This is a genomic window from Brevundimonas vancanneytii (assembly GCF_901421975.1).
GTDB classification, from domain to species: domain Bacteria; phylum Pseudomonadota; class Alphaproteobacteria; order Caulobacterales; family Caulobacteraceae; genus Brevundimonas; species Brevundimonas diminuta.
In genome coordinates, this window is sequence record NZ_LR588407.1 from 2,028,334 (window position 1) to 2,053,445 (window position 25,112).

At 66.3% G+C, this 25,112-nt stretch carries 36 protein-coding genes and 2 pseudogenes; 3 read left to right on the forward strand and 35 right to left on the reverse strand.

Annotated elements, in window-relative coordinates:
* Positions 1 to 22 precede the first annotated feature (22 nt).
* From FGL25_RS10020 to FGL25_RS10035, 4 genes are all read right to left on the reverse strand, one after another.
* A complete protein-coding gene (locus tag FGL25_RS10020; protein WP_003164404.1) occupies positions 23 to 748 on the reverse strand; it encodes an RluA family pseudouridine synthase in 726 nt (241 codons plus the stop codon).
* A 55-nt stretch (positions 749 to 803) separates the two neighbouring features.
* Positions 804 to 1,244, reverse strand: coding sequence for a hypothetical protein (locus tag FGL25_RS10025; protein ID WP_252970117.1), 441 nt, complete (start codon positions 1,242 to 1,244; stop codon positions 804 to 806).
* Positions 1,245 to 1,320: 76 nt separating this feature from the next.
* Positions 1,321 to 1,761 (reverse strand): hypothetical protein, encoded by a 441-nt coding sequence (locus tag FGL25_RS10030; protein ID WP_138141620.1) that lies wholly within the window; start codon positions 1,759 to 1,761, stop codon positions 1,321 to 1,323.
* A 201-nt stretch (positions 1,762 to 1,962) separates the two neighbouring features.
* Positions 1,963 to 3,267, reverse strand: coding sequence for a replication-associated recombination protein A (locus tag FGL25_RS10035; RefSeq protein WP_138141621.1), 1,305 nt, complete (start codon positions 3,265 to 3,267; stop codon positions 1,963 to 1,965).
* A gap of 69 nt (positions 3,268 to 3,336) precedes the next feature.
* On the opposite strand from FGL25_RS10035, the gene FGL25_RS10040 reads away from it, so the two are divergent.
* Positions 3,337 to 3,756, forward strand: coding sequence for a VOC family protein (locus tag FGL25_RS10040; RefSeq protein ID WP_003164400.1), 420 nt, complete (start codon positions 3,337 to 3,339; stop codon positions 3,754 to 3,756).
* 27 nt (positions 3,757 to 3,783) lie between these two features.
* Here the strand turns inward: FGL25_RS10040 and FGL25_RS10045 are convergent, their stop codons facing one another.
* The 3 genes from FGL25_RS10045 to FGL25_RS10055 all read right to left on the reverse strand — a co-directional run bounded on the left by FGL25_RS10045 (position 3,784) and on the right by FGL25_RS10055 (position 7,922).
* The gene (locus FGL25_RS10045) at positions 3,784 to 5,172 is read right to left on the reverse strand and encodes a Do family serine endopeptidase (protein WP_003164399.1); all 1,389 of its coding nucleotides are present in this window, start codon (positions 5,170 to 5,172) and stop codon (positions 3,784 to 3,786) included.
* 147 nt (positions 5,173 to 5,319) lie between these two features.
* Positions 5,320 to 6,492: an MFS transporter gene (locus FGL25_RS10050; protein WP_252970118.1), complete on the reverse strand. Its 1,173-nt coding sequence runs from the start codon at positions 6,490 to 6,492 to the stop codon at positions 5,320 to 5,322.
* A 257-nt stretch (positions 6,493 to 6,749) separates the two neighbouring features.
* The gene (locus FGL25_RS10055) at positions 6,750 to 7,922 is read right to left on the reverse strand and encodes an alkaline phosphatase family protein (protein ID WP_252970119.1); all 1,173 of its coding nucleotides are present in this window, start codon (positions 7,920 to 7,922) and stop codon (positions 6,750 to 6,752) included.
* Positions 7,923 to 8,025: 103 nt separating this feature from the next.
* Between FGL25_RS10055 and FGL25_RS10060 the strand changes: the two genes are divergently transcribed.
* Complete coding sequence (locus FGL25_RS10060; protein WP_138141622.1) at positions 8,026 to 8,925, forward strand: ABC transporter ATP-binding protein; 900 nt, start codon at positions 8,026 to 8,028, stop codon at positions 8,923 to 8,925.
* Positions 8,922 to 9,785 (forward strand): hypothetical protein, encoded by an 864-nt coding sequence (locus FGL25_RS10065; protein WP_112999346.1) that lies wholly within the window; start codon positions 8,922 to 8,924, stop codon positions 9,783 to 9,785. The genes FGL25_RS10060 and FGL25_RS10065 overlap by 4 nt, the downstream gene beginning before the upstream one ends.
* A 7-nt stretch (positions 9,786 to 9,792) precedes the next feature.
* On the opposite strand, the gene FGL25_RS10070 is transcribed toward FGL25_RS10065, so the two are convergent.
* The 28 genes and pseudogenes from FGL25_RS10070 to rplC form a co-directional block, all read right to left on the reverse strand.
* A complete protein-coding gene (locus FGL25_RS10070; RefSeq protein WP_128719792.1) occupies positions 9,793 to 10,266 on the reverse strand; it encodes a GNAT family N-acetyltransferase in 474 nt (157 codons plus the stop codon).
* 98 nt (positions 10,267 to 10,364) lie between these two features.
* The gene (gene rplQ, locus FGL25_RS10075) at positions 10,365 to 10,784 is read right to left on the reverse strand and encodes a 50S ribosomal protein L17 (protein ID WP_003164392.1); all 420 of its coding nucleotides are present in this window, start codon (positions 10,782 to 10,784) and stop codon (positions 10,365 to 10,367) included.
* A gap of 114 nt (positions 10,785 to 10,898) precedes the next feature.
* Positions 10,899 to 11,918, reverse strand: a complete 1,020-nt coding sequence (locus tag FGL25_RS10080; protein ID WP_003164391.1) for a DNA-directed RNA polymerase subunit alpha — start codon at positions 11,916 to 11,918, stop codon at positions 10,899 to 10,901.
* An 88-nt stretch (positions 11,919 to 12,006) separates the two neighbouring features.
* Positions 12,007 to 12,396 (reverse strand): 30S ribosomal protein S11, encoded by a 390-nt coding sequence (gene rpsK, locus FGL25_RS10085; RefSeq protein ID WP_003164390.1) that lies wholly within the window; start codon positions 12,394 to 12,396, stop codon positions 12,007 to 12,009.
* Positions 12,397 to 12,412: 16 nt separating this feature from the next.
* On the reverse strand, positions 12,413 to 12,781 hold the full coding sequence (gene rpsM / locus FGL25_RS10090) for a 30S ribosomal protein S13 (RefSeq protein ID WP_003164389.1): 369 nt from the start codon (positions 12,779 to 12,781) through the stop codon (positions 12,413 to 12,415).
* Positions 12,782 to 12,922: 141 nt separating this feature from the next.
* Positions 12,923 to 13,315, reverse strand: a complete 393-nt coding sequence (locus tag FGL25_RS16955; RefSeq protein ID WP_197733821.1) for a TonB family protein — start codon at positions 13,313 to 13,315, stop codon at positions 12,923 to 12,925.
* A 387-nt stretch (positions 13,316 to 13,702) separates the two neighbouring features.
* Entirely contained in the window at positions 13,703 to 14,266 is a 564-nt protein-coding gene (locus FGL25_RS10100) for an adenylate kinase (protein WP_003164388.1), read from the reverse strand.
* Positions 14,267 to 14,292: 26 nt separating this feature from the next.
* Complete coding sequence (secY, locus tag FGL25_RS10105; RefSeq protein ID WP_003164387.1) at positions 14,293 to 15,669, reverse strand: preprotein translocase subunit SecY; 1,377 nt, start codon at positions 15,667 to 15,669, stop codon at positions 14,293 to 14,295.
* Positions 15,670 to 15,816: 147 nt separating this feature from the next.
* Complete coding sequence (rplO, locus tag FGL25_RS10110; protein WP_076224065.1) at positions 15,817 to 16,410, reverse strand: 50S ribosomal protein L15; 594 nt, start codon at positions 16,408 to 16,410, stop codon at positions 15,817 to 15,819.
* Between the two features lie 163 nt (positions 16,411 to 16,573).
* On the reverse strand, positions 16,574 to 16,768 hold the full coding sequence (gene rpmD, locus FGL25_RS10115; protein WP_003164384.1) for a 50S ribosomal protein L30: 195 nt from the start codon (positions 16,766 to 16,768) through the stop codon (positions 16,574 to 16,576).
* Positions 16,769 to 16,771: 3 nt separating this feature from the next.
* Complete coding sequence (gene rpsE, locus FGL25_RS10120; RefSeq protein ID WP_003164383.1) at positions 16,772 to 17,371, reverse strand: 30S ribosomal protein S5; 600 nt, start codon at positions 17,369 to 17,371, stop codon at positions 16,772 to 16,774.
* A gap of 13 nt (positions 17,372 to 17,384) precedes the next feature.
* Positions 17,385 to 17,741 (reverse strand): 50S ribosomal protein L18, encoded by a 357-nt coding sequence (rplR, locus tag FGL25_RS10125; RefSeq protein WP_003164382.1) that lies wholly within the window; start codon positions 17,739 to 17,741, stop codon positions 17,385 to 17,387.
* Between the two features lie 3 nt (positions 17,742 to 17,744).
* Positions 17,745 to 18,278, reverse strand: a complete 534-nt coding sequence (gene rplF / locus FGL25_RS10130; protein ID WP_040345018.1) for a 50S ribosomal protein L6 — start codon at positions 18,276 to 18,278, stop codon at positions 17,745 to 17,747.
* Between the two features lies 1 nt (position 18,279).
* Entirely contained in the window at positions 18,280 to 18,678 is a 399-nt protein-coding gene (gene rpsH, locus FGL25_RS10135) for a 30S ribosomal protein S8 (RefSeq protein WP_003170021.1), read from the reverse strand.
* Between the two features lie 15 nt (positions 18,679 to 18,693).
* On the reverse strand, positions 18,694 to 18,999 hold the full coding sequence (rpsN, locus tag FGL25_RS10140; RefSeq protein WP_003164381.1) for a 30S ribosomal protein S14: 306 nt from the start codon (positions 18,997 to 18,999) through the stop codon (positions 18,694 to 18,696).
* A 19-nt stretch (positions 19,000 to 19,018) separates the two neighbouring features.
* Positions 19,019 to 19,577: pseudogene (gene rplE / locus FGL25_RS10145) on the reverse strand (50S ribosomal protein L5).
* Entirely contained in the window at positions 19,577 to 19,885 is a 309-nt protein-coding gene (gene rplX, locus FGL25_RS10150) for a 50S ribosomal protein L24 (RefSeq protein WP_003164379.1), read from the reverse strand. Before rplX ends, rplE begins: the two are co-directional and overlap by 1 nt.
* Before the next feature lie 2 nt (positions 19,886 to 19,887).
* Positions 19,888 to 20,257, reverse strand: a pseudogene (gene rplN, locus FGL25_RS10155) (50S ribosomal protein L14).
* 18 nt (positions 20,258 to 20,275) lie between these two features.
* Entirely contained in the window at positions 20,276 to 20,518 is a 243-nt protein-coding gene (rpsQ, locus tag FGL25_RS10160; RefSeq protein WP_003164377.1) for a 30S ribosomal protein S17, read from the reverse strand.
* 10 nt (positions 20,519 to 20,528) lie between these two features.
* Positions 20,529 to 20,726 (reverse strand): 50S ribosomal protein L29, encoded by a 198-nt coding sequence (rpmC, locus tag FGL25_RS10165; RefSeq protein WP_003164376.1) that lies wholly within the window; start codon positions 20,724 to 20,726, stop codon positions 20,529 to 20,531.
* A complete protein-coding gene (rplP, locus tag FGL25_RS10170; protein WP_003164375.1) occupies positions 20,726 to 21,163 on the reverse strand; it encodes a 50S ribosomal protein L16 in 438 nt (145 codons plus the stop codon). The genes rpmC and rplP overlap by 1 nt, the downstream gene beginning before the upstream one ends.
* Before the next feature lie 6 nt (positions 21,164 to 21,169).
* Positions 21,170 to 21,916, reverse strand: coding sequence for a 30S ribosomal protein S3 (gene rpsC / locus FGL25_RS10175; protein ID WP_003164374.1), 747 nt, complete (start codon positions 21,914 to 21,916; stop codon positions 21,170 to 21,172).
* Positions 21,916 to 22,296 (reverse strand): 50S ribosomal protein L22, encoded by a 381-nt coding sequence (gene rplV / locus FGL25_RS10180; protein ID WP_003164373.1) that lies wholly within the window; start codon positions 22,294 to 22,296, stop codon positions 21,916 to 21,918. Before rplV ends, rpsC begins: the two co-directional genes overlap by 1 nt.
* Positions 22,297 to 22,299: 3 nt before the next feature.
* Positions 22,300 to 22,578: a 30S ribosomal protein S19 gene (gene rpsS, locus FGL25_RS10185; RefSeq protein ID WP_003164372.1), complete on the reverse strand. Its 279-nt coding sequence runs from the start codon at positions 22,576 to 22,578 to the stop codon at positions 22,300 to 22,302.
* 2 nt (positions 22,579 to 22,580) lie between these two features.
* Positions 22,581 to 23,417 (reverse strand): 50S ribosomal protein L2, encoded by an 837-nt coding sequence (gene rplB / locus FGL25_RS10190; RefSeq protein WP_003164371.1) that lies wholly within the window; start codon positions 23,415 to 23,417, stop codon positions 22,581 to 22,583.
* A gap of 4 nt (positions 23,418 to 23,421) precedes the next feature.
* The gene (locus FGL25_RS10195; protein WP_003164370.1) at positions 23,422 to 23,727 is read right to left on the reverse strand and encodes a 50S ribosomal protein L23; all 306 of its coding nucleotides are present in this window, start codon (positions 23,725 to 23,727) and stop codon (positions 23,422 to 23,424) included.
* Complete coding sequence (gene rplD / locus FGL25_RS10200; RefSeq protein WP_003164369.1) at positions 23,727 to 24,365, reverse strand: 50S ribosomal protein L4; 639 nt, start codon at positions 24,363 to 24,365, stop codon at positions 23,727 to 23,729. The genes FGL25_RS10195 and rplD overlap by 1 nt, the downstream gene beginning before the upstream one ends.
* Positions 24,365 to 25,108 carry a 50S ribosomal protein L3 gene (gene rplC / locus FGL25_RS10205; protein ID WP_003164368.1) on the reverse strand — a complete coding sequence of 248 codons (744 nt, stop codon included), beginning with the start codon at positions 25,106 to 25,108 and terminating at the stop codon, positions 24,365 to 24,367. Before rplC ends, rplD begins: the two co-directional genes overlap by 1 nt.
* Positions 25,109 to 25,112: the final 4 nt, after the last annotated feature.

The window sequence follows — 25,112 nt, forward strand, 5'->3', positions numbered from 1 at the left end:
AGCTGAACAGGGGATGAAGGCCCTACAGCCCCGCCGCCGCGCGCAGGGCCGCGAAATCCTCCGGTTCCGGCGCCTCGACCGTCACACGGCCGCCGTCGGGATGAGGAAAGCTCAGCTTAGCCGCGTGCAGCATCAGTCGCGGCGCGGCGCGCCCGGCGAAGGTCAGGGCGCCGCCATAGCGGACATCGCCGACCAGCGGGCGACCGATGGAGGCCATATGGACCCGAAGCTGGTGCATCCGTCCCGTCTCGGGCGACAGCTCGACCACCGCCCCGTCTTCACTAGAAGCCAGGGTGCGATAGCCGCTGGCTGCGCCTTGCGCGCCCGGCGCATCGAAATCCACGACGCGCATATAGCTTTCGCGGCCGATCTCTTCGCGCCGCAGGGCCGAGGTGATCCGGCCGGACTTGGGCTCCGGCGCGGCCGCGACCAGCGCCAGATAGGTCTTCTGGAACTTGCGCATCTGCATCGCCTTGCCGAAGAAACCGGCGGCGGGCTTGGTCTTGGCGGCCAGGATGACGCCCGAGGTGTCGCGGTCCAGCCGATGCACCAGTTCCGGCCGCTTGCCGTTCGACCGGGCGAAGGCCCACAGCAGGTCGTCCAGGGTGTTGGCCTGGATGCGGCCGCCCTGGCTGGACAGGCCCGACGGCTTGTTGAAGGCGATCAGATGCGCGTCTTCATGCACCACCCACGAACGGACGGCGGCGATTTCATCTTCGGTCAGGGATACGGGCTGGCGGGTTTTCACCCGCCGAGCCTTTAACCGAGCGCGCCCCGCTTCGCCATGCCCATCAGGCTCGCGGTTAGCGGATCAGGCCCTTGCGGCGCGCCCAGTGGGCATAGGCGATCTGGATGACGAAGATCAGGGTGACGATCAGGGTGAACGCCACGCCGCCTGCGCCGATGACTTCACGCCCGTTGCTGAGCGCCAGCACATAGACGGCGTGCGCCAGCATGGCGATCAGACCCGCGACGAAAGCGTTGAACGCCAACTTCCGCCGAAGCAGCAGCATCAGCGCGCCCAGCAGGCCGCACCACACCGCTACGCCGAAGGCCACATCGGTCCACATCGGCGCGCCGCGTAGATAGGCCACCTGCTCCATCGTCAGGGCGCTCCAATAGGCGGCGGCTCCCGTCACCTTCTGATACCACTGCCAGACGCCGACGCCGTTCCAGACCACCGAGGCCGCAGCGATGGCCCACAGGTGCCACGGCGCCGCCGGACGCTTCGAAATATCGACCATCATTCTTTCCCCAGGGCCTTGAGCGTCGAAAACTACGCCGAAATAGACCGATGCAACAAGGGCTTCCGCCTGCCCCTCAGACAATCACGCCGCGTCGGCTCATCCAAGCGCAATAGGCGGTCTGAACGACCAGGACGGCGATGATGACAAGGCCGAACGCCACGCCGACCGGCCCCATGATCTCGCGCCCATTGCTCATGAAGTGGATGTAGGCCGTGTCCGCCAACATGGCGATCAGGGCGCCGGCGAACGCCATCGTCGCCTGACGCCGCCGAAACAGCAGCAGCACCGCCGCCAGCAGCCCGCCCCAGAAGGCGACGCCGACCGCGACATCGGTCCATAAGGGCACGGCGCGCAGATAGGCCGCCTCGGCGGGGCTCAGACTGTTCCAATAGGCCGGATCGCCCGTCACCTGCAGCGTCCACTGCCAGACGAAAATGGCGTTCCACAGAAAGGACAACACGCCGACCAGCCACAGGTGCCAGGGCGTCGGCATACGCCGCAGAACATCGACCATCGCCGCCTCCGCAGTTTGCAGGCTGAGCCTACGCCCGACGGGCCGCTACGACAATGAACATCGTTCACCGACCTCCAACCTCTCCGTCACCCTCGGGCTTGACCCGAGGATCGAGTGCAGGGTGCGCTCGGCCGCTCTACCGTCGCGCAGGCGGACGGCTGGATCCTCGGGTCAAGCCCGAGGATGACGGCGGTAGGCGCTTTATTCCTTGCTCACCCGCGCCCGCATCGCCGCCCAGCGCTCCAGACGCGCCTTGACCTTCTCCTCATGCCCCTCGCCCTTGGGCTTGTAGAAGGTGCGGCGCTCCATCTCGTCGGGGAAGAAGTTCGCGCCGGAGAAACCCTCGGGCGTGTCGGGGTCGTATTGATAGCCCTTGCCGTAGCCGAGCTGCTTCATCAGCTTGGTCGGGGCGTTGCGGATATGGGCGGGCGGCATCAGGGAGCCGGTCTCGTGCGCCGCCTTCTTCGCCGCCTTGAAGGCTTCATAGACGCCGACCGACTTGGGCGCGGTGGCCAGATGGACCACGGCCTGAGCCAGCGCCAACTCGCCCTCCGGCGAGCCGAGGAAGTCGTAGGCGTCCTTGGCCGCATTGGCGATCAGAATGGACAGGGGGTCGGCCTGACCGATGTCCTCGACCGCCATGCGCACGATGCGGCGCGCCAGATAGAGCGGGTCTTCGCCCCCGTTCAGCATCCGCGCCAGCCAGTAGAGCGCCGCATCCGGGTCAGACCCGCGCACCGACTTATGCAGGGCCGAGATGAGGTTGTAGTGCTCTTCCCGCGACTTGTCGTAGGCGGGGGCGCGCTTCTGAAGCACGCCCGCCAGCGCCTGCACGTCCAGCGGCGCGACCTCCGTCAGGTCGAACAGCACCTCGGACATGGTCAGCAGATAGCGGCCGTCGCCATCCGCCAGCGCCAGCATGGCCTGACGCGCCTCGGGCGTCAGCGGCAGAGGCTTGCCCATCAGCGCCTCGGCCCGGTCCAGCAACAGGTCCAGCGAGGCGTCGTCCAGCCGCTTCAGCACATAGACTTGGCTCCGCGACAGCAGGGCGCCGTTCAGCTCGAAGCTGGGGTTTTCCGTCGTGGCGCCGACCAGGGTGACGATCCCCTCCTCCACGAAGGGCAGGAAGCCGTCCTGCTGGGCGCGGTTGAAGCGGTGGATCTCGTCGACGAACAGCAGGGTCTGCTGACCCGCCGCCCGGCGCATCCGTGCGGCCTCGAACGCCTTCTTCAGGTCGGCGACGCCCGAGAAGACGGCGCTGATCGACTGGTATTCATAGCCCGCCGCCTTGGCCAGCAGGCGGGCGATCGTCGTCTTGCCCGTGCCCGGCGGCCCCCACAGGATCATGGAGCCCAAACGCCCGGCCTCGATCATCCGGCGGATCGGCCCGCCTTCGCCCAGCAGATGGTCCTGGCCCACCACCTGATCCAGCGCCTGCGGGCGCAGACGGTCGGCCAGGGGCGCGTCGGGAGGATGGATGCCGGAGGCTTCGAACAAATCAGTCATGGAACGCTCTAGATAGGCGTTCGTTCGGGCGACTGCACCCGCTACAACGCCTCGTTGAGGAGGAATCGCATGACTGAAGCCAAGCCTGACCAGGGACCGCGCGGCGGGGTGACGCCCCACCTGACCATTCCCTCGCGCGGGGCCGCCGCAGCGATCGAATTCTACGCCCGCGCCTTCGGGGCCGAGGAAGTCATGCGGATGCCGGCCGAGGACGGCGAGCGCCTGTTGCACGCCCATCTGCGCATCAACGGCGGCAGCGTCATGCTGGCCGACGAATTCCCCGAATGGACCGGCGAGGCCGACATCAAGCCAGTGGGAGTCAGCCTGCATCTTCAGGTCGACGACGCCGACGAATGGTGGGGCCGCGCCCTGGTCAACGGCGCCATCCCGGTCATGCCGCTGGAGAATCAGTTCTGGGGCGACCGCTACGGCCAGCTCCGCGACCCGTTCGGCCACCTGTGGAGCATCGGCGGACCGCAGAAGGGCTGATCGCCCCTCTGCAGCGAGCGCCGCGCCTTAGGGCAGGCGCCCCGTCAGGCGGCGGCCGTTGCGGACGATGGTCAGTTCCGAGCCGCGTTGTGCGCGGCCCAGGGCGGCGACCGTGGTGACGGCGCGGCCGTCGATCTGCACCACCAGATCGTTGGGACGCAGGCCGATGCGGGCCGGGATGCTGTTGCGTTGCAGGCCTGTGACCACCACGCCGCTGGTGAAGGGATCTCCGCCCAGGCGATCGGCCAGCGCCGGGTTCAGCGCCACGCCTTGAAGCCCGGCCAGAGCGCCCTGCCCCACAACCGAGCCCTGCCCCGGATCGGCGTCGCCCGGCAGGGTCGAGACGCGCGCGTTCAGCGTCCGCGTCCGTCCGTCGCGCAGGACAGTCACGGCCACGGTGTCGTTCGGCGAGCGCGTGCCGACGCGGAAGTTCAGGCCGCCCTGATCGTTGACCTCGGCGCCGTCGATGGCGGTGATGACGTCGCCCTGTTCGATGCCTGCGCGGGCGGCGGGGCCCCCGGCGTAGACGTCGGTGACCATCAGGCCCTGCGGCCGATCCAGACCCAGGCTGCGGGCCATGTCGGAGCTGACCGTGTCGCCCTTGACGCCCAGCCAGGCGCGCTCGACCGACTTGGCGCCGCCGACGGCGGAATCCACCACCCGCTTGACCATGGTGGCCGGCACGGCGAACCCCACGCCCGTCGAAGAGCCGGTGCGCGAGAAGATGGCCGTGTTGATGCCGATCAGATCGCCGTCCATGTCGACCAGGGCGCCGCCCGAGTTGCCGGGATTGATGGGCGCGTCGGTCTGGATGAAGGAGCCGGAATCGCTGATGCCCGTCTCGGTCCGGTTCAGGGCCGAGATGATGCCGTTGGTCACGGTCTGGCCGACGCCGAACGGATTGCCGATGGCCAGCACCAGATCGCCGACCTGTTGCTGCTCCTGATCATCGATGCGCAGGACCGGCAGGTCGCCGTCCAGGTTTTCGAGCTGCAGCACGGCGATGTCGGACCGCTCATCGGCCAGAAGCACCTTGGCCGGGTATTCACGCCGGTCGTTCAGGGTGACGCGGATTTCCTGCATGTTCTGGATGACGTGGTTGTTCGTCACCACGATGCCGTCCGGGCGCACGATGACGCCCGAACCGATGGAGCCGGTCACGCGCGACTGCGGCCCGCCGCCGAACAGCTCGAAAAAGGGATCGCGTACGCGCTGAACGCCCCGCGCCGAGATGTTCACCACGGCGGGCGCGGCCTCGCGCACCACGGGGGCGAAGCTGGTCTTCAGCGAACCGGCGTCGCGCGGGGCGACGCGGGGCTGTTCGGCGAAGACGCCTTCCTGCGCCTTGGAGGGCTGCGGCTGGCCGCAGGCGGATAGGATCAGGGCGGCGGCGATGGCCAGTCTGGAAGTCTTCATCTCGTCCCGGTTCTACAAGCTTGGGCGTTGCATCCATTCCGCCTCGGCTTTTCGACAGGATCAAGGCCGTCTTTCAGTCCGGGCGCGGCGGCGATCAAACGGACGTGACCTCGTCCCGTTCCGCCCGACGCGCGGTCAAGAAGCCGATCAGGGCGCCCAGCGCCAGCACGGCGGAGGCCAGGTAGAAGGCCAGCCCCGGCTCCGACAGGAGGGCGTCCGCCGCAGCGGACACGCGGGCAGCCCCCGCTCGGACAGCCAGGCGGCGGCCTGAGCCCCGCCCTCGCCCACCGAAACCGAATAGATCCAGCCGAAGAACAGGGGCGAGCCACGCCGGCGATGGAGGCGACGCTCATGTTCGCGCCCTGAAGCTGGCCCTGCTCGCTCTCGCCGACGCGGCGGGTCATCAGGGACTGAAGCGTCGGCAATGGCCAGGCCCCACAGGGCGTTGGGGAACATGGCGACGATAAAGGCGACGCCCGTCGGCGCCCATCCCATCAAGGCGATGCCGACCGCCCCGCCGCACAGGCCGAAGATCATGGTCGCCCGGTCGCCGAACCGCTTGGACGCCGGTCCGACCAGAACGCCCTGAACGATCATGTCCAGCACCCCGACCATGGCCAGCAAGGCCCCGACCTGCCACGGCCCCCAGCCGTAACGCAGCCCGGCGTAGAGAACGAAGACCGCCGAAAACACGTGGTGGGCGAAGTAGAGCAGGAAGTTCACGACCGCGAGGCCCGCCAGCTCGGCGTGACGTTTCAGCAGGATCATGGCCCCGACCGGGTTGGCGCGGCGCCAGCTGAAGGGCATGCGCTTTTCGAGCGGCAAGCTCTCCGGCAGGATGAACAGGCCGTACAGGAAGGCCACGCCCGACAGGGCGCCCGCCACCCAGAAGGGCACGCGCGGTCCGAACTCGCCCAGGAAACCGCCCAGAACCGGCCCCAGCACGAATCCTCCCGAGAAGGCCGCGCCGATCAGGCCATAGGCGCGTGCGCGTTTCTCGGGCTCGGTGATGTCGGCCATATAGGCGTAGATGGTGGTGAAGCTGGACGAGGTGACGCCCGCCACCAACCGCCCGACCGCCAGCCACCACAGGTTCGGCGCCAGCGCCATCAGCACATAGTCCGCCGCCAGCCCGGCGCAGCTCAGCAGGATGACCGGGCGTCGCCCATACTGGTCCGACAGCGAGCCGATCACCGGCGAGGCCAGGAACTGCATCCCCGCCCACAGGGCCACGAACACCCCGTTCAGCAGGCCCGCGCGCGCGTTCGACCCGACGAACTCCTCGATCAGGTGCGGCAGGACCGGAATGACGATCCCCATGGCGCACGATGTCCAGCACTGCCAGTCACGAGGATGAAGGCGATCGCCGCGCGGCGGACCTTGGGCTGATGCAGGGACATGAAGGCTCGCGAAGGTGGAGCGACGTTCTAGACGGCGCCGAGTGGCCGCGCGATCATTTTCCTCAACGCGTCACCCTCGGGAGCAGCCCGAGAGTGACCAGCGCTAGTGACCGGTTCAGCGCTGCGTCACCGGCAGCGTGTCGTTCGGGTCACCGTCGCCGCGCGGTGCCGTCACGCCTAGCAGGCGGGCCAGGAAGGGCTGGACGTCGACGCTGTCCAGGTTCTGCAGCCGCCGCCCGGCGATGACGCCGGGGCCGTGGGCGATGAAGATCGCCTGCATTTCGGGCGCAGCGTTGTCATAGCCGTGGGCGCCCCCGGCTTGGTCACCGGACGCGCACGGGTCGCCAGCAGCCAGCCGGGCTCGGAGGCGCAGACGATGGCCGAGACGCGCGGGTTAGAGCCCAGGACAAGGCGCGCCGGGATCTCGCTCTTGCGCCAGCAGTCCAGGTGCGGGCGCGAGCCCAGCAGGGCCTGCTCCACCTCGGCCTCGCGGCCGGCGACAGGGTTCAGGAAGGTGACGGCGCCCGAATAGATGATCTGCACCGCCTCCGGATCGACGATGTCGTCCAGCACCGTCACGCGGTCGGGCGAGGTCGCCGCCATGCCGTGATCCGACACCACGACCAGCACGGTGTTCTCATACAGGCCCCGCGCCTTCAGCCCATCGACCAGGCGGCCGATGGAGGCGTCGACAGAGCGCATGGCCTGCAGCGTCTCGGCGCCGTCCGGGCCGTGGTGGTGGCCCATGGTGTCCACAATGTCGAAATAGAGGGTGGTCAACGCCGGGCGCTGGGCGGCGGGCAGGTCCAGCCACGTCAGCACCTGATCCACGCGCGCGTCGCCGGGCATCGACTGGTCGAAAGGCGTCCAGTAGCTGGGCCGCACGCCGCGGATGTCGGCCTCCGACCCCGGCCAGAACATGGTGGCGGTCTTCACGCCCTGCCGCTCGGCCGACACCCAGATCGGCTCGCCCTGGTCCCACCAGCGGCGATCGGCGACGGCCTGCTTGTTGCCCAGGGAGAAGCGGCCCAGTTCGGCGTCGACCATGTTGTTGCCGACGATGCCGTGGTGATCGGGATGCAGGCCCGTGACCAGGGTGTAGTGATTGGGGAAGGTCACGCTGGGGAAGGACGGCTTCATCGGCCCCGATGCGCCCTCGGCCGCCAGTTGCGCCAGCACCGGCGTCGCCCCGCGCTCCAGATAGTCGGCGCGGAAACCGTCAATGGAGATCAGGATGACGTTCGGCGCCTGGACCGTTTCGACCGGCGGCGCGGGCGGCGTGGTAGCGCAGGCGGCGACGGCCAGCGTCAGGACGGCGACGCGCGCCAGCCCGAACAGACGATCAAACATGAGAGGCTCCCGAAATCGACTTTCGGGAATGTTGCCTAAGCTTAATCCGCGACAGACAGAAGACGGCTTGCCGGTTTTCCACTGTCGGGCCACGCTGTGATTCATGACCAGCGTTATCGAAACGAACGGCCTGACCAAGACCTATGGCGCGGCGCGCGCCCTGGACGGCCTCAGTCTCAGCATACCGCGCGGCGGGGTCTATGGCGTGCTGGGGCCGAACGGCGCAGGCAAGTCGACCCTGTTCCGCATCCTGCTGGGCCTGATCCGGCCCACGGCGGGCGAGGTGCGGGTCATGGGCCAGCACACCGGCGATCCGGCCGTCACCCGACGCATGGGCTCGATGATCGAGACGCCGCGCTATCCGCCCTATCTGACCGCGCGTCAGGCGTTGCGCTGGCTGGCGCTGGCGCATGGGATGGGCGCCGAGGCCGAGACCGACCGATGGCTGGCGCGCGTCGGCCTGACCGAGGCGGCGGACCGCAAGGTGCGCGGCTTCTCGGTCGGCATGATGCAAAGGCTGGGCGTCGCCGCCGCCCTGATGACCAGGCCCGATCTGGTCATCCTGGATGAACCGACCAGCGGCATGGACCCGCCCGGCATCCAGGAGATGCGCGCCCTGATCCGCAGCCTGGCCGACGACGACGGCGTCACTATCATCCTGGCCAGCCACCAGTTGCTTGAGGTCCAGCGCGTCTGCGACCGCGTCGCCATCCTCAATCGAGGCAAGCTGGCGGCCGAGGGCAAGGTCAGCGACCTGACCGCCTCGGGCGAGCGCCTGCGTCTGTCGGCCACGCCCCTGGCCAAGGTCATGGCCGTTCTGGGCGAGCGCGGCAGCGTTCAGGACGACGCCGTCATGGCCGCCGTGCCGCGCGCCGAGGCCCCTGCCCTGTTGCGCGCCCTGATCGAACAGGGCGTCGACATCGACGAGGCCCGCTGGGTCGGCGCCGATCTGGAAAGCGTCTTCATGACCGAAACCTCTTCGCCTGCAGGAGGCCGCGCATGATGCTGGCCGACGCCATCCGTTCCGAAACCTGGCGCCTGTTGCAGAACCGCACGGCCATGTTCTGGAGCATCGTCTTCGTGCCCGTGATCTCGCTCGTGCTGGCGATCGGGGGCTTTCTGTTCCTCCAGTCCAAGATGGACGGAGCGATTCAAACCCTGCCGCCCGAGTTGAAGCTGAACGCCCGCGCCGTCGACCTGGGTCAGTCGCTGGTCGATGCGGCCGGCGCCTTGGCCCATCCAGCCGTGCTGGCCTTTCTGCTGATCGGCGCCGCCACCGTTTTCGCCGGCGACTATCGCTGGGAGACCTGGCGCCTGATCACCGCGCGCAACAGCCGCCCCAACCTGATCATGGGCAAGGCGGGCGCCGTCAAACTGCTGACCCTCGCCGGGCTGGCGCTCCTGCTGGTCGCCAGCATGGGCGCCGATGTCGCCAAGGGGCTGATCTTCGGGCGCAGCTTCGCCTTCGGTTTCGGGGGAGACGAGGCGCGGAGCTTCGGCCTGCTGGCCCTGCTGTCCTATGTGCGGGCGGTGCAGTTCCTGCTGCTCAGCCTGCTGGCGGCCACGGTGACGCGCTCCCTGCTGGCGGCGCTGTTCGTCCCCCTGGTCATCGGCGTCGGTCAGTTCTTCCTGGCCAAGATGAGCCCTCTGTTCGGCTGGCAGATGGGCGACTGGGCGACCATGCTGCTGTTTCCCGGCGAGGGCTATGAGCTGCTGAAGGTTCTAGTCCAGGGCGGGATGGAGGCCGCGCTGGTCCCAGCAGGCGCCGCCTGGCGCGCCCTCACAGGACTGGCGCTGTGGAGCTTCGCGCCCTTCTTCCTGGCCCTGTGGTGGTTCCAGCGGCAGGATCTGTCGAAGGAATAGGGTCAGATCAGCCCAGCGTCTTCTCCATGAAGACATCGGCGCGGACATAGGGCGTCTCGCGCGGCGGCAGGCGCACAAAGCCGAAGCTGTCATAGAGGGCTAGCGCCGGACCCAGCGTCGAGCTGGTCTCCAGATAAAGGCGCGGCGCGTTCACCTCGCGCGCCGCCGCCTCGCACGCTTCCAGCAGGCGCCGCGACAGACCCTGCCCGCGCGCGGCAGGCGCAATCGTCATTTTGACGACCTCGAAGCCGCCGTCGTCCATGGCCATCAGGGCGCAGCAGCCCACAGCCTCGCCCGCCCGCTCGATGAAGTAGATGCGGCCGCCCTGCGTCAGGATCTGCCCCTGCGGGTCGTCCAGCACCTTGCGGTCCTTGGCCTCCACGGCGAAGCCGCCCTCGGCCAGCCAGGCCTCGTTCAGGGTGCGCCAGGCCTCGGCATAGGCGGGCGAAAACTCAACGATACGGAACGCTAGCTCACTCATGCGCCGTTGTATGGCGCCGCTGCCGAACGTCGCGCAAGACAAAGGGCGGCTGGATCGCTCCAGCCGCCCTTCAATCTTGGTCAGACCGAAAGGTCCGATCAGGCCTCGTCGTCGCCCTCGATGGCGAAGACCGGACCGGAGTCCTGGCCCTTGGCGGCCACGTCGCGATCGACGAACTCGATCACGGCCATCGCGGCGTTGTCGCCGTGACGGAAGCCCGCCTTCATGATGCGGATGTAGCCGCCGTTACGCTCGGCGTAACGCGGAGCCAGCGTGTCGAACAGCTTGCCGACTTGCGGCACGTCGCGAACGGCGCTGATGGCCTGACGACGAGCGTGCAGGTCGCCCTTCTTGGCGAGGGTGACCAGCTTCTCGACGAAGGGACGCAGTTCCTTCGCCTTCGGCAGGGTGGTCGTGATCTGCTCGTGCTTGATCAGCGAGGCGGCCATGTTGGCGAACATGGCCTGGCGGTGGCTGACCGTGCGGCCGAGCTTACGATAGGCGGCGCCGTGGCGCATCGGGGTCTCTCCTACTCAACCCTGGTTTCCCGTCCCTACTTGCCGGACGAGACCTGGGGCCTCTCATTCTAACCGCCCCAACCGATCCAACGGACCTGGGCGGAGGGTTGATGATCAGATCTGGTCGTCGAACTTCTTGGCCAGATCTTCGATGTTTTCCGGCGGCCAGTTCGGCACGTCCATGCCGAGGCTCAGGCCCATGGACGCCAGAACTTCCTTGATTTCGTTCAGCGACTTGCGGCCGAAGTTCGGGGTGCGAAGCATTTCGCCCTCGGTCTTCTGGATCAGGTCGCCGATGTAGACGATGTTGTCGTTCTTCAGGCAGTTGGCCGAACGGACCGACAGCTCCAGCTCGTCCACCTTCTTCAGCAGCGACGGGTTGAAGGGCAGTTCGGGCTTGCCGTCCGACTGCTCGACAGCCTTGGTCGGCTCATCGAAGGTGATGAAGATCTGCAGCTGGTCTTGCAGGATGCGCGCAGCGTAAGCCACAGCGTCAACCGGCGAGACGGCGCCGTTGGTTTCGACTTCCAGGATCAGCTTGTCGTAGTCCAGCGACTGGCCCTGACGGGTCGGCTCGACGCGATAGGCGACGCGCTTCACCGGCGAATACAGGGCGTCGACGGCGATCAGGCCGATCGGGGCGTCTTCCGGGCGGTTCAGTTCGGCGGCGACGTAGCCCTTGCCGTTCTGGACCGTCAGTTCCATGCGGACCGAAGCGCCATCGTCCAGGGTGCAGATCACGTGATCCGGGTTCAGCACCTCGATGTCGGCCGGCAGGTCGATCTGAGCCGCGGTCACCGGGCCGGGACCCGTGGCGCGCAGCGTCATCCGCTTCGGGCCTTCCGCGTGCATGCGCAGGGCCAGTTGCTTGATGTTCAGAACGATGTCGACCACGTCCTCGCGAACGCCTTCCAGCGACGAGAACTCGTGAACAACGCCGTCGATCTGAATGGCCGTGACCGCCGCGCCTTGAAGCGAAGACAGCAGAACGCGACGAAGCGCGTTGCCGAGCGTCACACCGAAACCGCGCTCGAGAGGCTCGGCGATCAGACGCGCCTTATGCTGCGGGTCAGACCCGCCCTCGACTTGCGGTTTCTCGGGACGGATCAGCTCTTGCCAGTTTCTTTCGATCATAAAGTCCCTCGAACGGGTTTCGACGGCTCCGTGTTCTCACGTTCAGAACAACAGGAGCCGCCGGGAGAAGGGGTAGGCGGCGTGAACCTTAGACGCGACGGCGCTTCGGCGGACGGCAGCCGTTGTGCGGCATCGGCGTCACGTCGCGGATGGTCGTGATCGTCATGCCGACGGCCTGCAGGGCGCGCAGAGCCGACTCGCGGCCCGACCCCGGACCCGAGACGTTCACTTCCAGCGTCTTGACGCCGTGCTCGGCGGCCTTCTTGCCAGCGTCTTCCGCAGCCATCTGAGCGGCGTACGGCGTCGACTTGCGCGAGCCCTTGAAGCCCATGTGGCCGGCCGACGACCAGGAAATCGCGTTCCCTTGAGCGTCGGTGATGGTCACCATGGTGTTGTTGAACGAAGCGTTCACGTGGGCCACGCCCGAGGTGATGTTCTTGCGTTCGCGGCGCTTAACGCGACCCGGTTCCTTAGCCATCGGTCAGGCCTCTCTCTTACTTCTTCTTGCCGGCGATCGGCTTGGCCGGACCCTTGCGGGTGCGAGCGTTGGTGTGGGTGCGCTGGCCGCGGACCGGCAGGCCCTTACGGTGGCGCAGGCCGCGGTAGCAGGCCAGGTCCATCAGGCGCTTGATGTTCATCGACGTCTCGCGGCGCAGGTCGCCTTCGACGGTGTAGTCGCGGTCGATGGTTTCGCGGATCTGCAGGATCTCCGCGTCGGTCAGCTGGTTCACGCGGCGAGCCGGCTCGATGCCGATCTTGGCCGTGATTTCCTTGGCGTTGTGCGCGCCAATGCCGTGGATGTACTGAAGCGCGATTTCAACGCGCTTGTTGGTCGGAATGTTGACGCCTGCGATACGGGCCACGAAATTCTCCAAGTACGCGTTAATCAGACGCAGAAACCGCTCCGGTCAACAGACCAGGAGCGTGTACGCCCTTCGCGGAAGGCCGCCCTTATACAGGGGATTCCCGATGCGTCAACGGGCAAGCGCCGTGAGCAGGCTGGCTCAGGGCCATTCGACCCCCACCCGGACCTCTCGACCATCAATCGGCGCTCCGTTCTGCGTCGGAGGACGAAAGCGGAAATAACGCGAGGCCGCAAGGGCCGCCTGACCGAATCCCATCCCCGGCGGCGATTCGTCGACCAGGCGGCAATCACTGAGCGTGGTGTCGAGGCGAACCCGGCAGGCCAGCGTCGCCTGACCGCCGCGCCGCTGACGGAAGGCCTCGCGCGGATGCAGCGTCCGCAGCTCGCCCACCGTGGGGCCGCGAATGATGCGCGGCGGGCCGTCTCCCACGCCAGAGCCGACGCCCGAGCCGCTGCCGCCCCCGCTGCCGGTCCCCTGCCCGCCCTGCCCCTGACCAGGCGTCGGGCCAGGTTCAGGCGCAACGCCGATCACCAGCGGCTGCTCCGGGGCAGGACGTGGCGGCGGCGTGACTTCCGGCTTGGGCGGTTCAGGACGAGGACGCGCCGGACGCACGACCGACGGCGCGGCTGGAGCGCCGCCCCCTTGAGACGATGCAGGTTCTGGAGGCGGCGGGGGCGGCGGAGGTGAGATCGGCTCCGGCCGAACCAAGTCGACAATAATGGGCGGCGGCAGCGCAATGAAAGGAGCCTCGGGCCGCCCTACGCCCAAAAGCACAAAGGCGCCGAGGTGCAGAAGGGCCACAAGCCCCGCTGCGCCCCAGCGCCATTGCTTCATTCGTTTCAGCCGCAACCGTCTCTCCCGCACAGGCTTCCGAACGCTAACGCTTCAGAAGTCGAGGGGATCAGACCGCGTGTCCGCTCAGGCGTCCAGCGCCGCGTCGATAGCGGCGGCCACGGAGGCGATGTCGCCCATGCCGTCGACCTCGGTCAGCTTGCCCTGGTCTGTATAGTAGGGAAGCAACGGCGCGGTCTGGCGGTTGTACACGGCCAGGCGGTCCTTGAAGGTCTCGGGGTTGTCGTCCGCCCGGCCCTGCTCGGCGAAACGCTTGCCGATACGGTCGGTCAGGGCGGCGTCGTCAACCTTCAGGCGGATGACGCTGTCGATCTGGGCGCCGCGCTTGGCCAGCATGGCGTCCAGGGCTTCAGCCTGAGCCACCGTGCGGGGGAAGCCGTCGAAGATGGCGCCGCCGGCGGCCTCGGCCTCCGGCAGGCGGGCTTCGATCAGGGCGATGACGATCTCGTCGGTGACGAGGTCGCCGCGCGCCAGCACGTCCTTGACCTTCAACCCCAGCTCCGAGCCGGAAGCGATCGCCGCGCGCAGCATGTCGCCGGTCGAAAGCTGGACCATGCCCCGCTCTTCGACCAGCCGCTTGGCCTGGGTGCCCTTGCCGGCCGCAGGCGGCCCGAACAGGATCAGGTTCATTTTATATTCCGGGCTCCCCTACCCGTTCAGCGACGGACAGGAGCGGAACCGCCCCGGCCACGGCCGCGCAACTTGGCCTTCTTGATCAGCCCTTCGTACTGGTGCGCCAGCAGGTGCGACTGGATCTGGGCGACAGTGTCCATCGTCACCGAGACCACGATCAAGATAGACGTTCCGCCAAAGTACAGGCTGTTGCCCAGGCTGCTGACCAGGAACTCCGGCAGCAGACAGACGGCGGTGATGTAGGCGGCGCCGATCACCGTCAGGCGCGTCAGGACATAGTCCAGATACTCGGCCGTGCGCTTGCCCGGACGGATGCCCGGCAGGAAGCCGCCGTACTTGCGCAGGTTCTCGGCCGTGTCCTCGGGGTTGAAGGTGATCGAGGTGTAGAAGAAGCAGAAGAAGACGATCAGGACGGCGTACAGGATCATGAACACCGGCTGGCCGTGCGTCAGCTGGGCCGTCACCAGGGGCAGCCAGCTCATCCAGTCCGGCAGGTTCGCATTGGCCGTGAACTGGGCCACCGTCGTCGGCAGCATCAGCAGCGACGAGGCGAAGATGGCCGGGATCACGCCCGCGGTGTTGACCTTCAGCGGCAGGAAGCTGCGCTCGCCGCCCGTCATGCGGTTGCCTTCCTGGCGCTTCGGATACTGGATCAGAAGGCGGCGCTGGGCGCGTTCCATGAAGACGATGAAGACGATGACCGCCACCGCCATGATGGCGATGAACAGCAGGGTGAAGGCCGACATCTGACCCTGCTGGGCCAGGCCCAGCATCCGCGCCACCGTCGACGGCAGAACCGCCACGATGCCCGCGAAGATGATCAGGGAGATGCCGTTGCCGACGCCGCGCGCCGTCACCTGCTCGCCCAGCCACATCAGGAACATGGTGCCGCCGGTCAGGACGGTGACCGTCGAAATAATGAAGAACAGACCCGGCTGGTCGATCAGGCCCGGCTGGGCGTTCAGGCCCACCGCAATGCCGAAGGACTGGGCCAGGGCCAGGAACACCGTCAGATAGCGGGTGTACTGGTTCAGCTGCTTGCGGCCCGACTCGCCGCCTTCCTTCTTCAGCTTCTCCCACGGCGGATACACCGCGCCCATCAGCTGGACGATGATCGACGCCGAGATGTAGGGCATGACGTTCAGCGCGAACACGGCCATGCGCTCGACGGCGCCGCCCGAGAACATGTTGAACATGTCCAGGATGCCGCGTTGGCCATCCGGGTTCTGGAAGAAGGCCAGGAAGGCCTCGCCGTTGATCCCAGGGATCGGAACATAGGTGCCGATCCGGTAAACCAGCAGCGCGCCCAGCGTGAACAGCAGGCGCTTGTGCAGCTCGGTCGCTTTCGCGAACGAGCCCATGTTCATATTGGCAGCAAGTTGTTCAGCGGCCGAAGCCATCAGGCGGTCCCCACGACTATGCCCGTCGTCAGATAGGCGGAAAGCGGCGCTCTTGCGAGGGCCGCTTTCGGAAAATCGTCATCCCGGTCCGGACGATCCCGGCGGAGGCGCGAAAGCCGCGCTCCGACGGGATGACGATATCGGATTTTAGGCCTTGGCGGCGGTGCGCTTGGCGCGAGCCGAGATCTTGTTGGCGTCGCCCTTCGGAGCCTTGGGTTCCGGCGCCTTGCCGCGAGCGGCGTTCCGCTTTTCGAGGCGAGCCGCAGCCTTGGCTTCGGCTTCGATGCGCTGCTGGGTGACCGAGCCGCCGGCGGCTTCGATCGCCTTGACGGCGCCCGACGAGGCCGACCACACGACCAGGTTCAGCTTGGCCTTCAGTTCGCCTTCGCCCAGGACGCGCACGCCGTCCTTGACGCGACGGATCACGCCGGCGGCGACCAGGGCCGCGCCGTTGATCTCGGCCTTGGCGTCCAGCTTGCCGGCGTCGACGGCCTCTTGCAGGCGCCACAGGTTGACTTCAGCCAGCTTCGGCGCGTTCGGCACGTTGAAGCCGCGCTTCGGCATACGCATGTACAGCGGCATCTGGCCGCCTTCGAAGCCGCCGATGGCGACGCCCGAACGCGACTTCTGACCCTTGACGCCGCGACCGGCGGTCTTGCCCTTGCCCGAGCCCGGGCCGCGGCCGACGCGCATACGCTTCTTGGCGGCGCCTTCGTTGTCACGGATTTCGTTCAGCTTCATTGCCTGATCCTTTCGGGTTCTAGCGCCAGGTCCGCCAGGCGGTCCTGACTCGGCGTTGGATAAATTGAAGGGCCGCTGATTAAGCGACCCGCGTCAGCATCGCAAGATGCTTCCTTCATAAAGCGAAACGCCCTCCCCCGCGAACGGGAGAGGGCGAACCGTCTTACTTCTCGACCACTTCCACCATGTGGGCGACCTTGGCGATCATCCCACGGACGGAGGGGGTGTCTTCCAGGGTCGACTCACGGCCGATCTGGTTGAGACCCAGGCCCACCAGAGTGGCGCGCTGATCCGACTTGCGGCGGATCGGGCTCGCCGTCTGACGGACGGTCACAGTCTTGTTTTCGGTCTTGGCCATCTATCAGCCCTCCACGGCTTCCGGCGCCGAGGCGCCGTCATTGCGGCGGCCCATCAGGTCGGACACCTTCTTGCCCCGCTTGGAGGCGATCTGGCGCGGCGACGACTGAACCTTCAGAGCTTCGAAGGTGGCGCGGATCATGTTGTAGGGGTTCGACGAGCCGGTCGACTTGCCCACGACGTCCTGGACGCCGAGGGTTTCGAGGACCGCACGCATCGGACCGCCCGCGATGACGCCCGTGCCCGGAGGGGCAGCGCGCATCATGATCTTGCCGGCGCCCCAACGGCCCGAGCCGTCGTGGTGCAGGGTGCGGTTCTCGCGCAGTGGAACCTTGATCATGGTCTTCTTGGCTTCTTCGGTCGCCTTACGGATGGCTTCCGGCACTTCGCGCGCCTTGCCGTGACCGAAGCCGACGCGGCCTTTGCCGTCGCCGACGACCATCAGGGCCGCGAACGAGAACCGGCGGCCGCCTTTGACGGTGGCGGCGACGCGGTTGATGTGCACCAGCTTCTCGATGATGTCCGAATCCGGACCTTCAACGGGAGCGTTGCGGTTGTCGCGACGGTTGCGATCGCCGCCGCCGCGTTGGGGTTCACGAGCCATGCTTGCCGTTCCCTTAGAAGTTCAGACCGGCTTCGCGCGCGGCTTCCGCCAGCGCCTTGACCCGGCCGTGATAGATGTAGCCGCCACGGTCGAAGACGACGTCCGTGACGCCCTTCTCGATGGCGCGCTCGGCGATCAGCTTGCCAATCTTGGCGGCGGCTGCGACGTCCGAACCCTTGGAACCCTTGCCGCCTTCCAGCGACGAGGCGGAAGCCACCGTGATGCCCTGGGCATCGTCGATGATCTGAGCCGAGATGTTCTTGTCCGAACGGAAGACCGACAGACGCAGACGACCATTGGCCACCGCCTTGAGGCGACGACGGGTGCGCTCGGCGCGGCGCTTGGCTTGTTGTTGAAGAGAAAGAGCCATGACTTACTTCTTCTTGCCTTCCTTGCGCCGGACGAACTCGCCCTGGTAGCGCACGCCCTTGCCCTTATAGGGTTCCGGCGGACGCATCTTGCGGATGACGGCGGCGATTTCGCCCACAGCCTGCTTGTCGTTGCCCGAGATCTTGATCTCGGTCTGCTTCGGCACGGCGAAGGTGATGCCTTCCGGCGGAACGATGTCCACGTCGTGCGAGAAGCCGAGCTGCAGCGAGAGATCCTTGCCCTTCAGGGCGGCGCGGTAACCGACGCCGACCAGTTCCAGGGTCTTCTCGAAGCCGTCGGTCACGCCGGTCACCATGTTGGCGACCAGGGTGCGCGACAGACCCCACATGGCGCGAGCGCGCTGGGTGTCCGAACGCGGGGTCAGCGACAGTTCGTCGCCTTCCTGCTTGACTTCGATCTCTTCGGCGACGGTCCAGGAGCGTTCGCCCTTCGGACCCTTCACGGTGATGTCCTGACCGTTGAGCGTGACGGTCACGCCCTTCGGCACAGCGATGGTTTTCTTGCCGATACGAGACATATCAGTAGACCCTGCAGAGGACTTCGCCGCCGACGTTGGCGTCGCGAGCGGCGGCGTCGGACATGACGCCCTTCGAAGTCGAAAGGATCGAGATGCCGAGGCCGTTCTTGACCGGCTTAAGATCGCCGATGGCCGAATAGACGCGACGGCCGGGCTTCGACACGCGGGCGATCTCGGCGATCACCGGCTGGCCGTCGAAATACTTCAGCTCGATCTCGAACTGCGGAAACTCACCGGGGTTTTGAACCAGCGAGTAGCCGCGGATGTAGCCTTCGTCCTGCAGCACGTCGAGGACGCGCTGACGTAGACGGGAAGCCGGGGTGAGCACCGACGAACGCTTGCGGGTGGCCGCGTTCTTGATGCGAGCGATCATGTCGCTCAGGGGATCGTTGATCATCATGTCTGTTCGCTCCCCTTACCAGCTCGACTTCGTCAGGCCGGGGATCTGACCCATGTTGCCCAGCTCACGCAGGGCGACACGGCTCATCTTGAGCTTGCGGTAGTAAGCCCGCGGACGGCCCGTGACTTCGCAACGGTTGCGAATGCGGGTCGGCGCGGAGTTACGCGGCAGGGCCGCCAGCTTCAGGCGCGCGTCGAAGCGCTCCTCCAGCGGCAGGCTCTCGTCGTTGGCGGTGGCCTTCAGGGCTTCCCGCTTCGCGGCATACTTCGCAACCAGGGCCTTGACGGCTTCGTTGCGGTTTACGGCGCTTTTCTTAGCCATTGTTCTCTTCCCTTCCCGATCAGTTCACGAACGGGAACTTGAACTCGGTGAGGAGAGCCTTGGCTTCCTCATCGGTCTTGGCCGTGGTGCAGACAATGATGTCCATGCCCCACATCTGGTCGATCTGGTCGTAGTTGATCTCCGGGAACACGATGTGCTCCTTCAGACCCGTGGCGTAGTTGCCGCGACCGTCGAACGAAGTGCCCTTCAGGCCCCGGAAGTCCTTCACGCGCGGCAGGGCGATCGTGATGAAGCGGTCCAGGAACTCGTACATCTGGGCGCCGCGCAGCGTGACCTTGCCGCCGATGACCATGCCTTCGCGCAGCTTGAAGCCGGCGATGGAGTTACGAGCCCTTGGTCGGCACAGCCTTCTGACCGGCGATGGCGGTCAGATCCTTGAGGGCCGCGTTGGCCTTCTTGGAGTCGGCGACAGCTTCACCGATACCCATGTTCAGGACGATCTTGTCCAGCTTGGGGATCTGCATCTCATTGGTGTAGCCGAACTTTTCCTTCAGGACGCCGCGGATGCGGTCCTGATAGTCGGTCTTGAGACGCGGCGTGTACTTGGTGTCGGCCATCAGATGACGTCTCCCGTCGACTTGGCGAAGCGGACCTTCTTGTCCCCTTCGACCTTGAAGCCCACGCGGGTCGCCTTGCCGTTGGCGTCGACGATCGCGACGTTCGACAGGTGAAGCGAGGCTTCCTTGTGCTTGATGCCGCCTTGCGGGTCAGCCTGGGTCGGGCGCGTGTGGCGCTGAACCATGTTGACGCCTTGCACGACGACGCGGTTTTCCGTCGGCAGAACCTGCATCACCTTGCCGGTGCGGCCCTTGTCCTTGCCGGTCAGGACGACGACGTTGTCGCCCTTCTTGATCTTGGCGGCCATGGTTACAGAACCTCCGGAGCCAGCGAGATGATCTTCATGTGGTTCTTGGCGCGCAGCTCGCGCGGAACCGGGCCGAAGATACGGGTGCCGACAGGCTCGTTCTGCTTGTTGACGATGACGGCGGCAGACTTGTCGAAACGGATGACAGAGCCGTCTTTGCGCTGGATGTCCTTGGCGGTGCGCACGACGATGGCGCGAACGACGTCGCCCTTCTTCACGCGGCCCGCGCGGAATCGCTTCCTTCACCGAGGCGACGATGGTGTCGCCGATCGAGGCGTAGCGGCGCTTGGAGCCGCCCAACACCTTGATGCACATGACCCGGCGGGCGCCCGAGTTATCGGCGACCTCCAGGTTAGTTTGCATCTGGATCATGGGATCCGATCCTTCTTCTTACGAAGCCGAAGACGGGGAAATGATTTCCCAGCGCTTCAGCTTGGACTTGGGGGCGCATTCGATGATGCGCGCGATATCGCCGACTTTGAGAGCGTTAGCTTCATCGTGGGCGTGGTAGTTCTTGGACTTGCGGACCGTCTTGCGGAGCAGCGGGTGCAGCAGGGTGCGCTCGACCTTCACGACGACGGTCTTGTCGCCCTTGTCGGAGACGACCACGCCTTCAAGAATGCGTTTGGGCATCGGTGTTTCCTTACGAGGCCGCACGCTTCTCGCGCAGAAGCGTCGAGATGCGAGCGATGTCCTTGCGCACTTCCGAGACCCGGTGGGTCTTTTCCATCTGGCCGGTGGCGGCCTGGAAGCGCAGGTTGAACTGTTCCTTCTTGAGCTTCAGCAGCTCGTCGGACAGTTGGTCGACGGTTTGCGACCGGAGATCGGCGATCTTGGTCATTAGGCGGCTTGCTCCGTAACGATGCCGGCGTCCAGGCGAGTGACCACCTTGGTGCGGATCGGCAGCTTGGCGGCGCCGAGGCGCAGCGCTTCACGAGCCACGTCGTCCGGCACGCCGTCGATTTCGAACATGATGCGGCCCGGGGCCACGCGAGCGGCCCAGTGGTCCACCGCGCCCTTGCCCTTACCCATCCGCACTTCAGCCGGCTTGCCGGAGACCGGCACGTCCGGGAAGATGCGGATCCAGACGCGGCCCTGACGCTTCATCTGACGGGTGATCGCGCGGCGAGCCGCTTCGATCTGACGCGCCGTGATGCGCTCCGGCTCGACGGCCTTCAGACCGTAGGAGCCGAAGTTCAGCGAGAAACCACCCTTGGACGAGCCGTGGATGCGGCCCTTGAAGGCCTTGCGGTACTTGGTCTTTTTCGGTTGCAACATGGCCTATCAGCCCTCACGACCACGGCGCGGACCGCGATCACCGCGGGGGCCGCGCTCACGGCCTTCGTTGGACGACGGACCCGAGGCTTCCTGGGCCCAACGCTTGTCCTGGGCCATCGGGTCGTGCTCGAGCACTTCACCCTTAAACACCCAGACCTTCACGCCGATGATGCCGTAGGTCGTCTTGGCTTCATAGAAGCCGTAGTCGATGTCGGCGCGCAGCGTGTGAAGCGGCACGCGACCTTCGCGGTACCATTCCATACGAGCGATTTCGGCGCCGCCCAGACGGCCCGAGACGTTGATGCGGACGCCCTTGGCGCCCAGGCGCATGGCCGACTGCATCGAACGCTTCATGGCGCGGCGGAACGCGATACGGCGTTCCAGCTGCTGAGCGATGTTCTCGGCGATCAGCTGAGCGTCGGTCTCCGGCTTGCGGACTTCGACGATGTTCAGGTGAACTTCGCCTTCGGTGCGGGCCGAGATGTCCTTGCGGAGCTTCTCGATGTCAGCGCCCTTCTTGCCGATCACGACGCCCGGGCGGGCGGCGTAGATCGTCACGCGGCACTTCTTGTGGGGGCGCTCGATGATGATGCGCGACACGCCGGCGGCCGACAGGCGTTCCTTCAGCCACGTGCGCAGCTTCAGATCCTGGTGGAGCAGTTTGGCGTAGTCAGCGCCGCCGGCGAACCAGCGGCTGTCCCACGTGCGGTTCACGCCGAGGCGCAGACCGATCGGATTGATTTTCTGTCCCATCAGGCAGCCTCGCCGGCTTCACGGACCACGATCGTGATCTCGCTAAAGGGTTTCAGGATGCGCGAGGAGCGACCGCGAGCGCGGCTCGCGAAACGCTTCATCACCAGGTTCTTGCCCACGAAGGCCTCGGCGACAACCAGGTTGTCGATGTCGAGGTTGTGGTTGTTCTCGGCGTTCGAGATCGCCGAGTACAGAACCTTGCGGACATCGCCAGCGATGCGCTTGTGGCTGAATTCCAGCTCGTTCAGCGCCTTCTGGACCGGCAGACCGCGGATCGACGCGGCCACCAGGTTCAGCTTCTGCGGGCTGATGCGGACGTTGACCAGCTTGGCGCGGGCCTCGGTCGCTTCAACGCGACGGGGGTTCTTGGTCTGGGCCATGGATTACTTCCTCTTGGCCTTCTTGTCCGCCGCGTGGCCCGGGAAGTTCCGGGTCGGGGCGAACTCGCCGAACTTCATGCCGACCATTTCTTCGGAGACCGACACCGGCACATGCTTCTGGCCGTTGTGGACGCCGAACGTCAGACCGACGAACTGCGGCAGGATGGTGGAGCGGCGCGACCACGTCTTGATCACGTCCTTGCGGCCCGACGATTGAGCGGCGTCGGCCTTCTTGAGCAGATACCCGTCGACAAACGGGCCTTTCCAGGAGGAGCGGGCCATTCTTAGCGAGCCTTCTTCACGTGACGGCTACGGATGATGAACTTATCCGTGGCCTTGTTCTTGCGGGTACGGGTGCCCTTGGTGTCCTTGCCCCACGGCGTAACCGGGGTGCGACCACCAGAGGTCCGGCCTTCACCACCACCATGCGGGTGGTCGATCGGGTTCATGGCGACGCCGCGGACGTGCGGACGCCAGCCCATGTGACGCTTGCGGCCCGCCTTGCCCAGGTTCTGGTTCATGTGCTCGGGGTTCGACACGGCGCCGACAACGGCCATGCAGCCGTCCAGAACCATGCGAAGCTCGCCCGAGCCCAGACGGATCTGAGCGTAGCCCTGGTCGCGACCGACCAGTTGAGCGTAGGCGCCGGCCGAACGGGCCAGCTGAGCGCCCTTGCCCGGCTTCATCTCCACGTTGTGGATGATGGTGCCGACGGGGATCGAGCGCAGCGGCATGGCGTTGCCCGGCTTCACGTCGACCTTCTCACCCGCGACGATGGTGTCGCCAGCGTGAAGGCGCTGAGGCGCGATGATGTAGGTCTTCTCGCCGTCCGGGTAGACCACCAGGGCGATGAAGGCGGTGCGGTTGGGGTCGTATTCCAGACGCTCGACCGTGCCGACCACGTCGAACTTGCGACGCTTGAAGTCGATCTTGCGGTACAGCTTCTTGGCGCCGCCGCCGCGGAAGCGGACAGCGATGCGACCGCCCTGACCACGACCGCCCGACTTGGTCAGGCCTTCGGTCAGCGACTTCTCCGGGCGGCCTTTGTGCAGCTCGGAACGGTCGACCAGCACCAGGGCGCGGCGGCCCGGCGACGTCGGATTGTAATGCTTCAGAGCCATCTTCTTAGAGCCCCGTCGTGACGTCGATCGACTGGCCTTCGGCCAGCGTCACGATCGCTTTCTTGATGTCCACGCGACGGCCCAGGATGCCCCGGAAGCGCTTGGTCTTGCCCTTTTGAACCAGGGTGTTGACCTTGAGGACGTTGACTTTGAACAGGCTTTCGACCGCAGCAGCGATCTCGTCCTTGGTCGCCGTGCCGGCGACGCGGAAGACGACCTTGTTCTGCTCCGACAGGATCGTGGCCTTCTCGGTGATCACCGGAGCCAGGATGGTGTCGTAGTGCTTGGCGGTGGGTTGAGCGGCGGCCATTATGCGGCTTCCTTCTCAGCGAAGCGCGCCTCGATGGCTTCAACAGCCGCCTTGGTCAGCACCAGTTTGTCGGCCCGCAGGATGTCATAGACGTTCAGGCCGGCGTTCGGCAGCACGTCGATGTGCGGGATGTTGCGCGCGGCCAGGCCGAAGTTGGTTTCAACTTCCGGACCCGCGATGATCAGAGCCTTGGTCCAGCCCAGCTTGCCGAAAGTCTCGCGCAGCGAGGCCGTCTTGGCTTCCTTGACCGAGACGCTGTCGACGACGACCAGGTCGCCGGCCTTGGCCTTGGACGACAGGGCGTGACGCAGAGCCAGGGCGCGGACCTTCTTCGGCAGCGAGTAGCCGTGGTCGCGGACAACCGGACCGAAGGCGCGCGAACCGCCGACGAACTGCGGCGCACGGCGCGAACCGTGACGAGCGCCGCCGGTGCCCTTCTGCTTGTACATCTTCTTGCCCGTACGAGAGTTCTCGTTGCGGGTTTGAACCTTGTGCGTACCGGCGCGGCGCTTGGCCAGCTGCCAGTTGACGTAACGGGCCAGCAGGTCGCCGCGGATGTCGGAGATGCCGAAGACGGCGTCCGACAGCTCAACGTCGCCAGCAGCCTTGCCGTCGAGTTTGATGACCGAGAGTTTCATTACGCTTCACCGCCTTCGGTCGCTTCCACGGCCGGCGCTTCAGCCGGGGTCGAAGCGGGTTGAGCAGCGGCCGACTTCACGGCGCCCGGGAACGGGGCGTCCGCAGGACGGGCCTTCTTGATGGCGTCGCTGATCTTGACGTAGGCGCCGTCGTGACCCGGGACAGCGCCCTTGATCAGGATCAGGCCACGTTCAGCATCGACGCGGACGACGGTCAGGTTCTGGGTCGTGACGACTTCCTGGCCGAGATGGCCAGCCATCTTCTTGCCCTTGAAGACCTTGCCCGGATCCTGACGCTGGCCGGTCGAACCATGCGAACGGTGCGAAATCGACACGCCGTGCGAGGCGCGCAGACCACCGAAGTTCCAGCGCTTCATGGCGCCGGCAAAGCCCTTACCAATGGTATGGCCCTGGATGTCGACCTTCTGGCCCGCGAGGAAGTGGTCGGCCGACAGCTCGGCGCCCACGTCCAGCAGGGCGTCTTCACCCACGCGGAACTCGGTTACATAGGCCTTAGGCTCGACCTCGGCCTTCGCGAAGACTTCGCGTTGAGCCTTGGCCGTGTTCTTGGCCTTCTTAACGCCAGCGCCCAGCTGAAGGGCGACGTAGCCGTCGCGCTCCTTGGTACGTTGGCCGACGACTTGGCAGCCGTCGAGCTGGAGCACAGTGACCGGAACGTGTGCGCCGTCATCGGCGAACACGCGGGTCATCCCCAGCTTCTTGGCGATCACGCCCGTGCGCATGTCG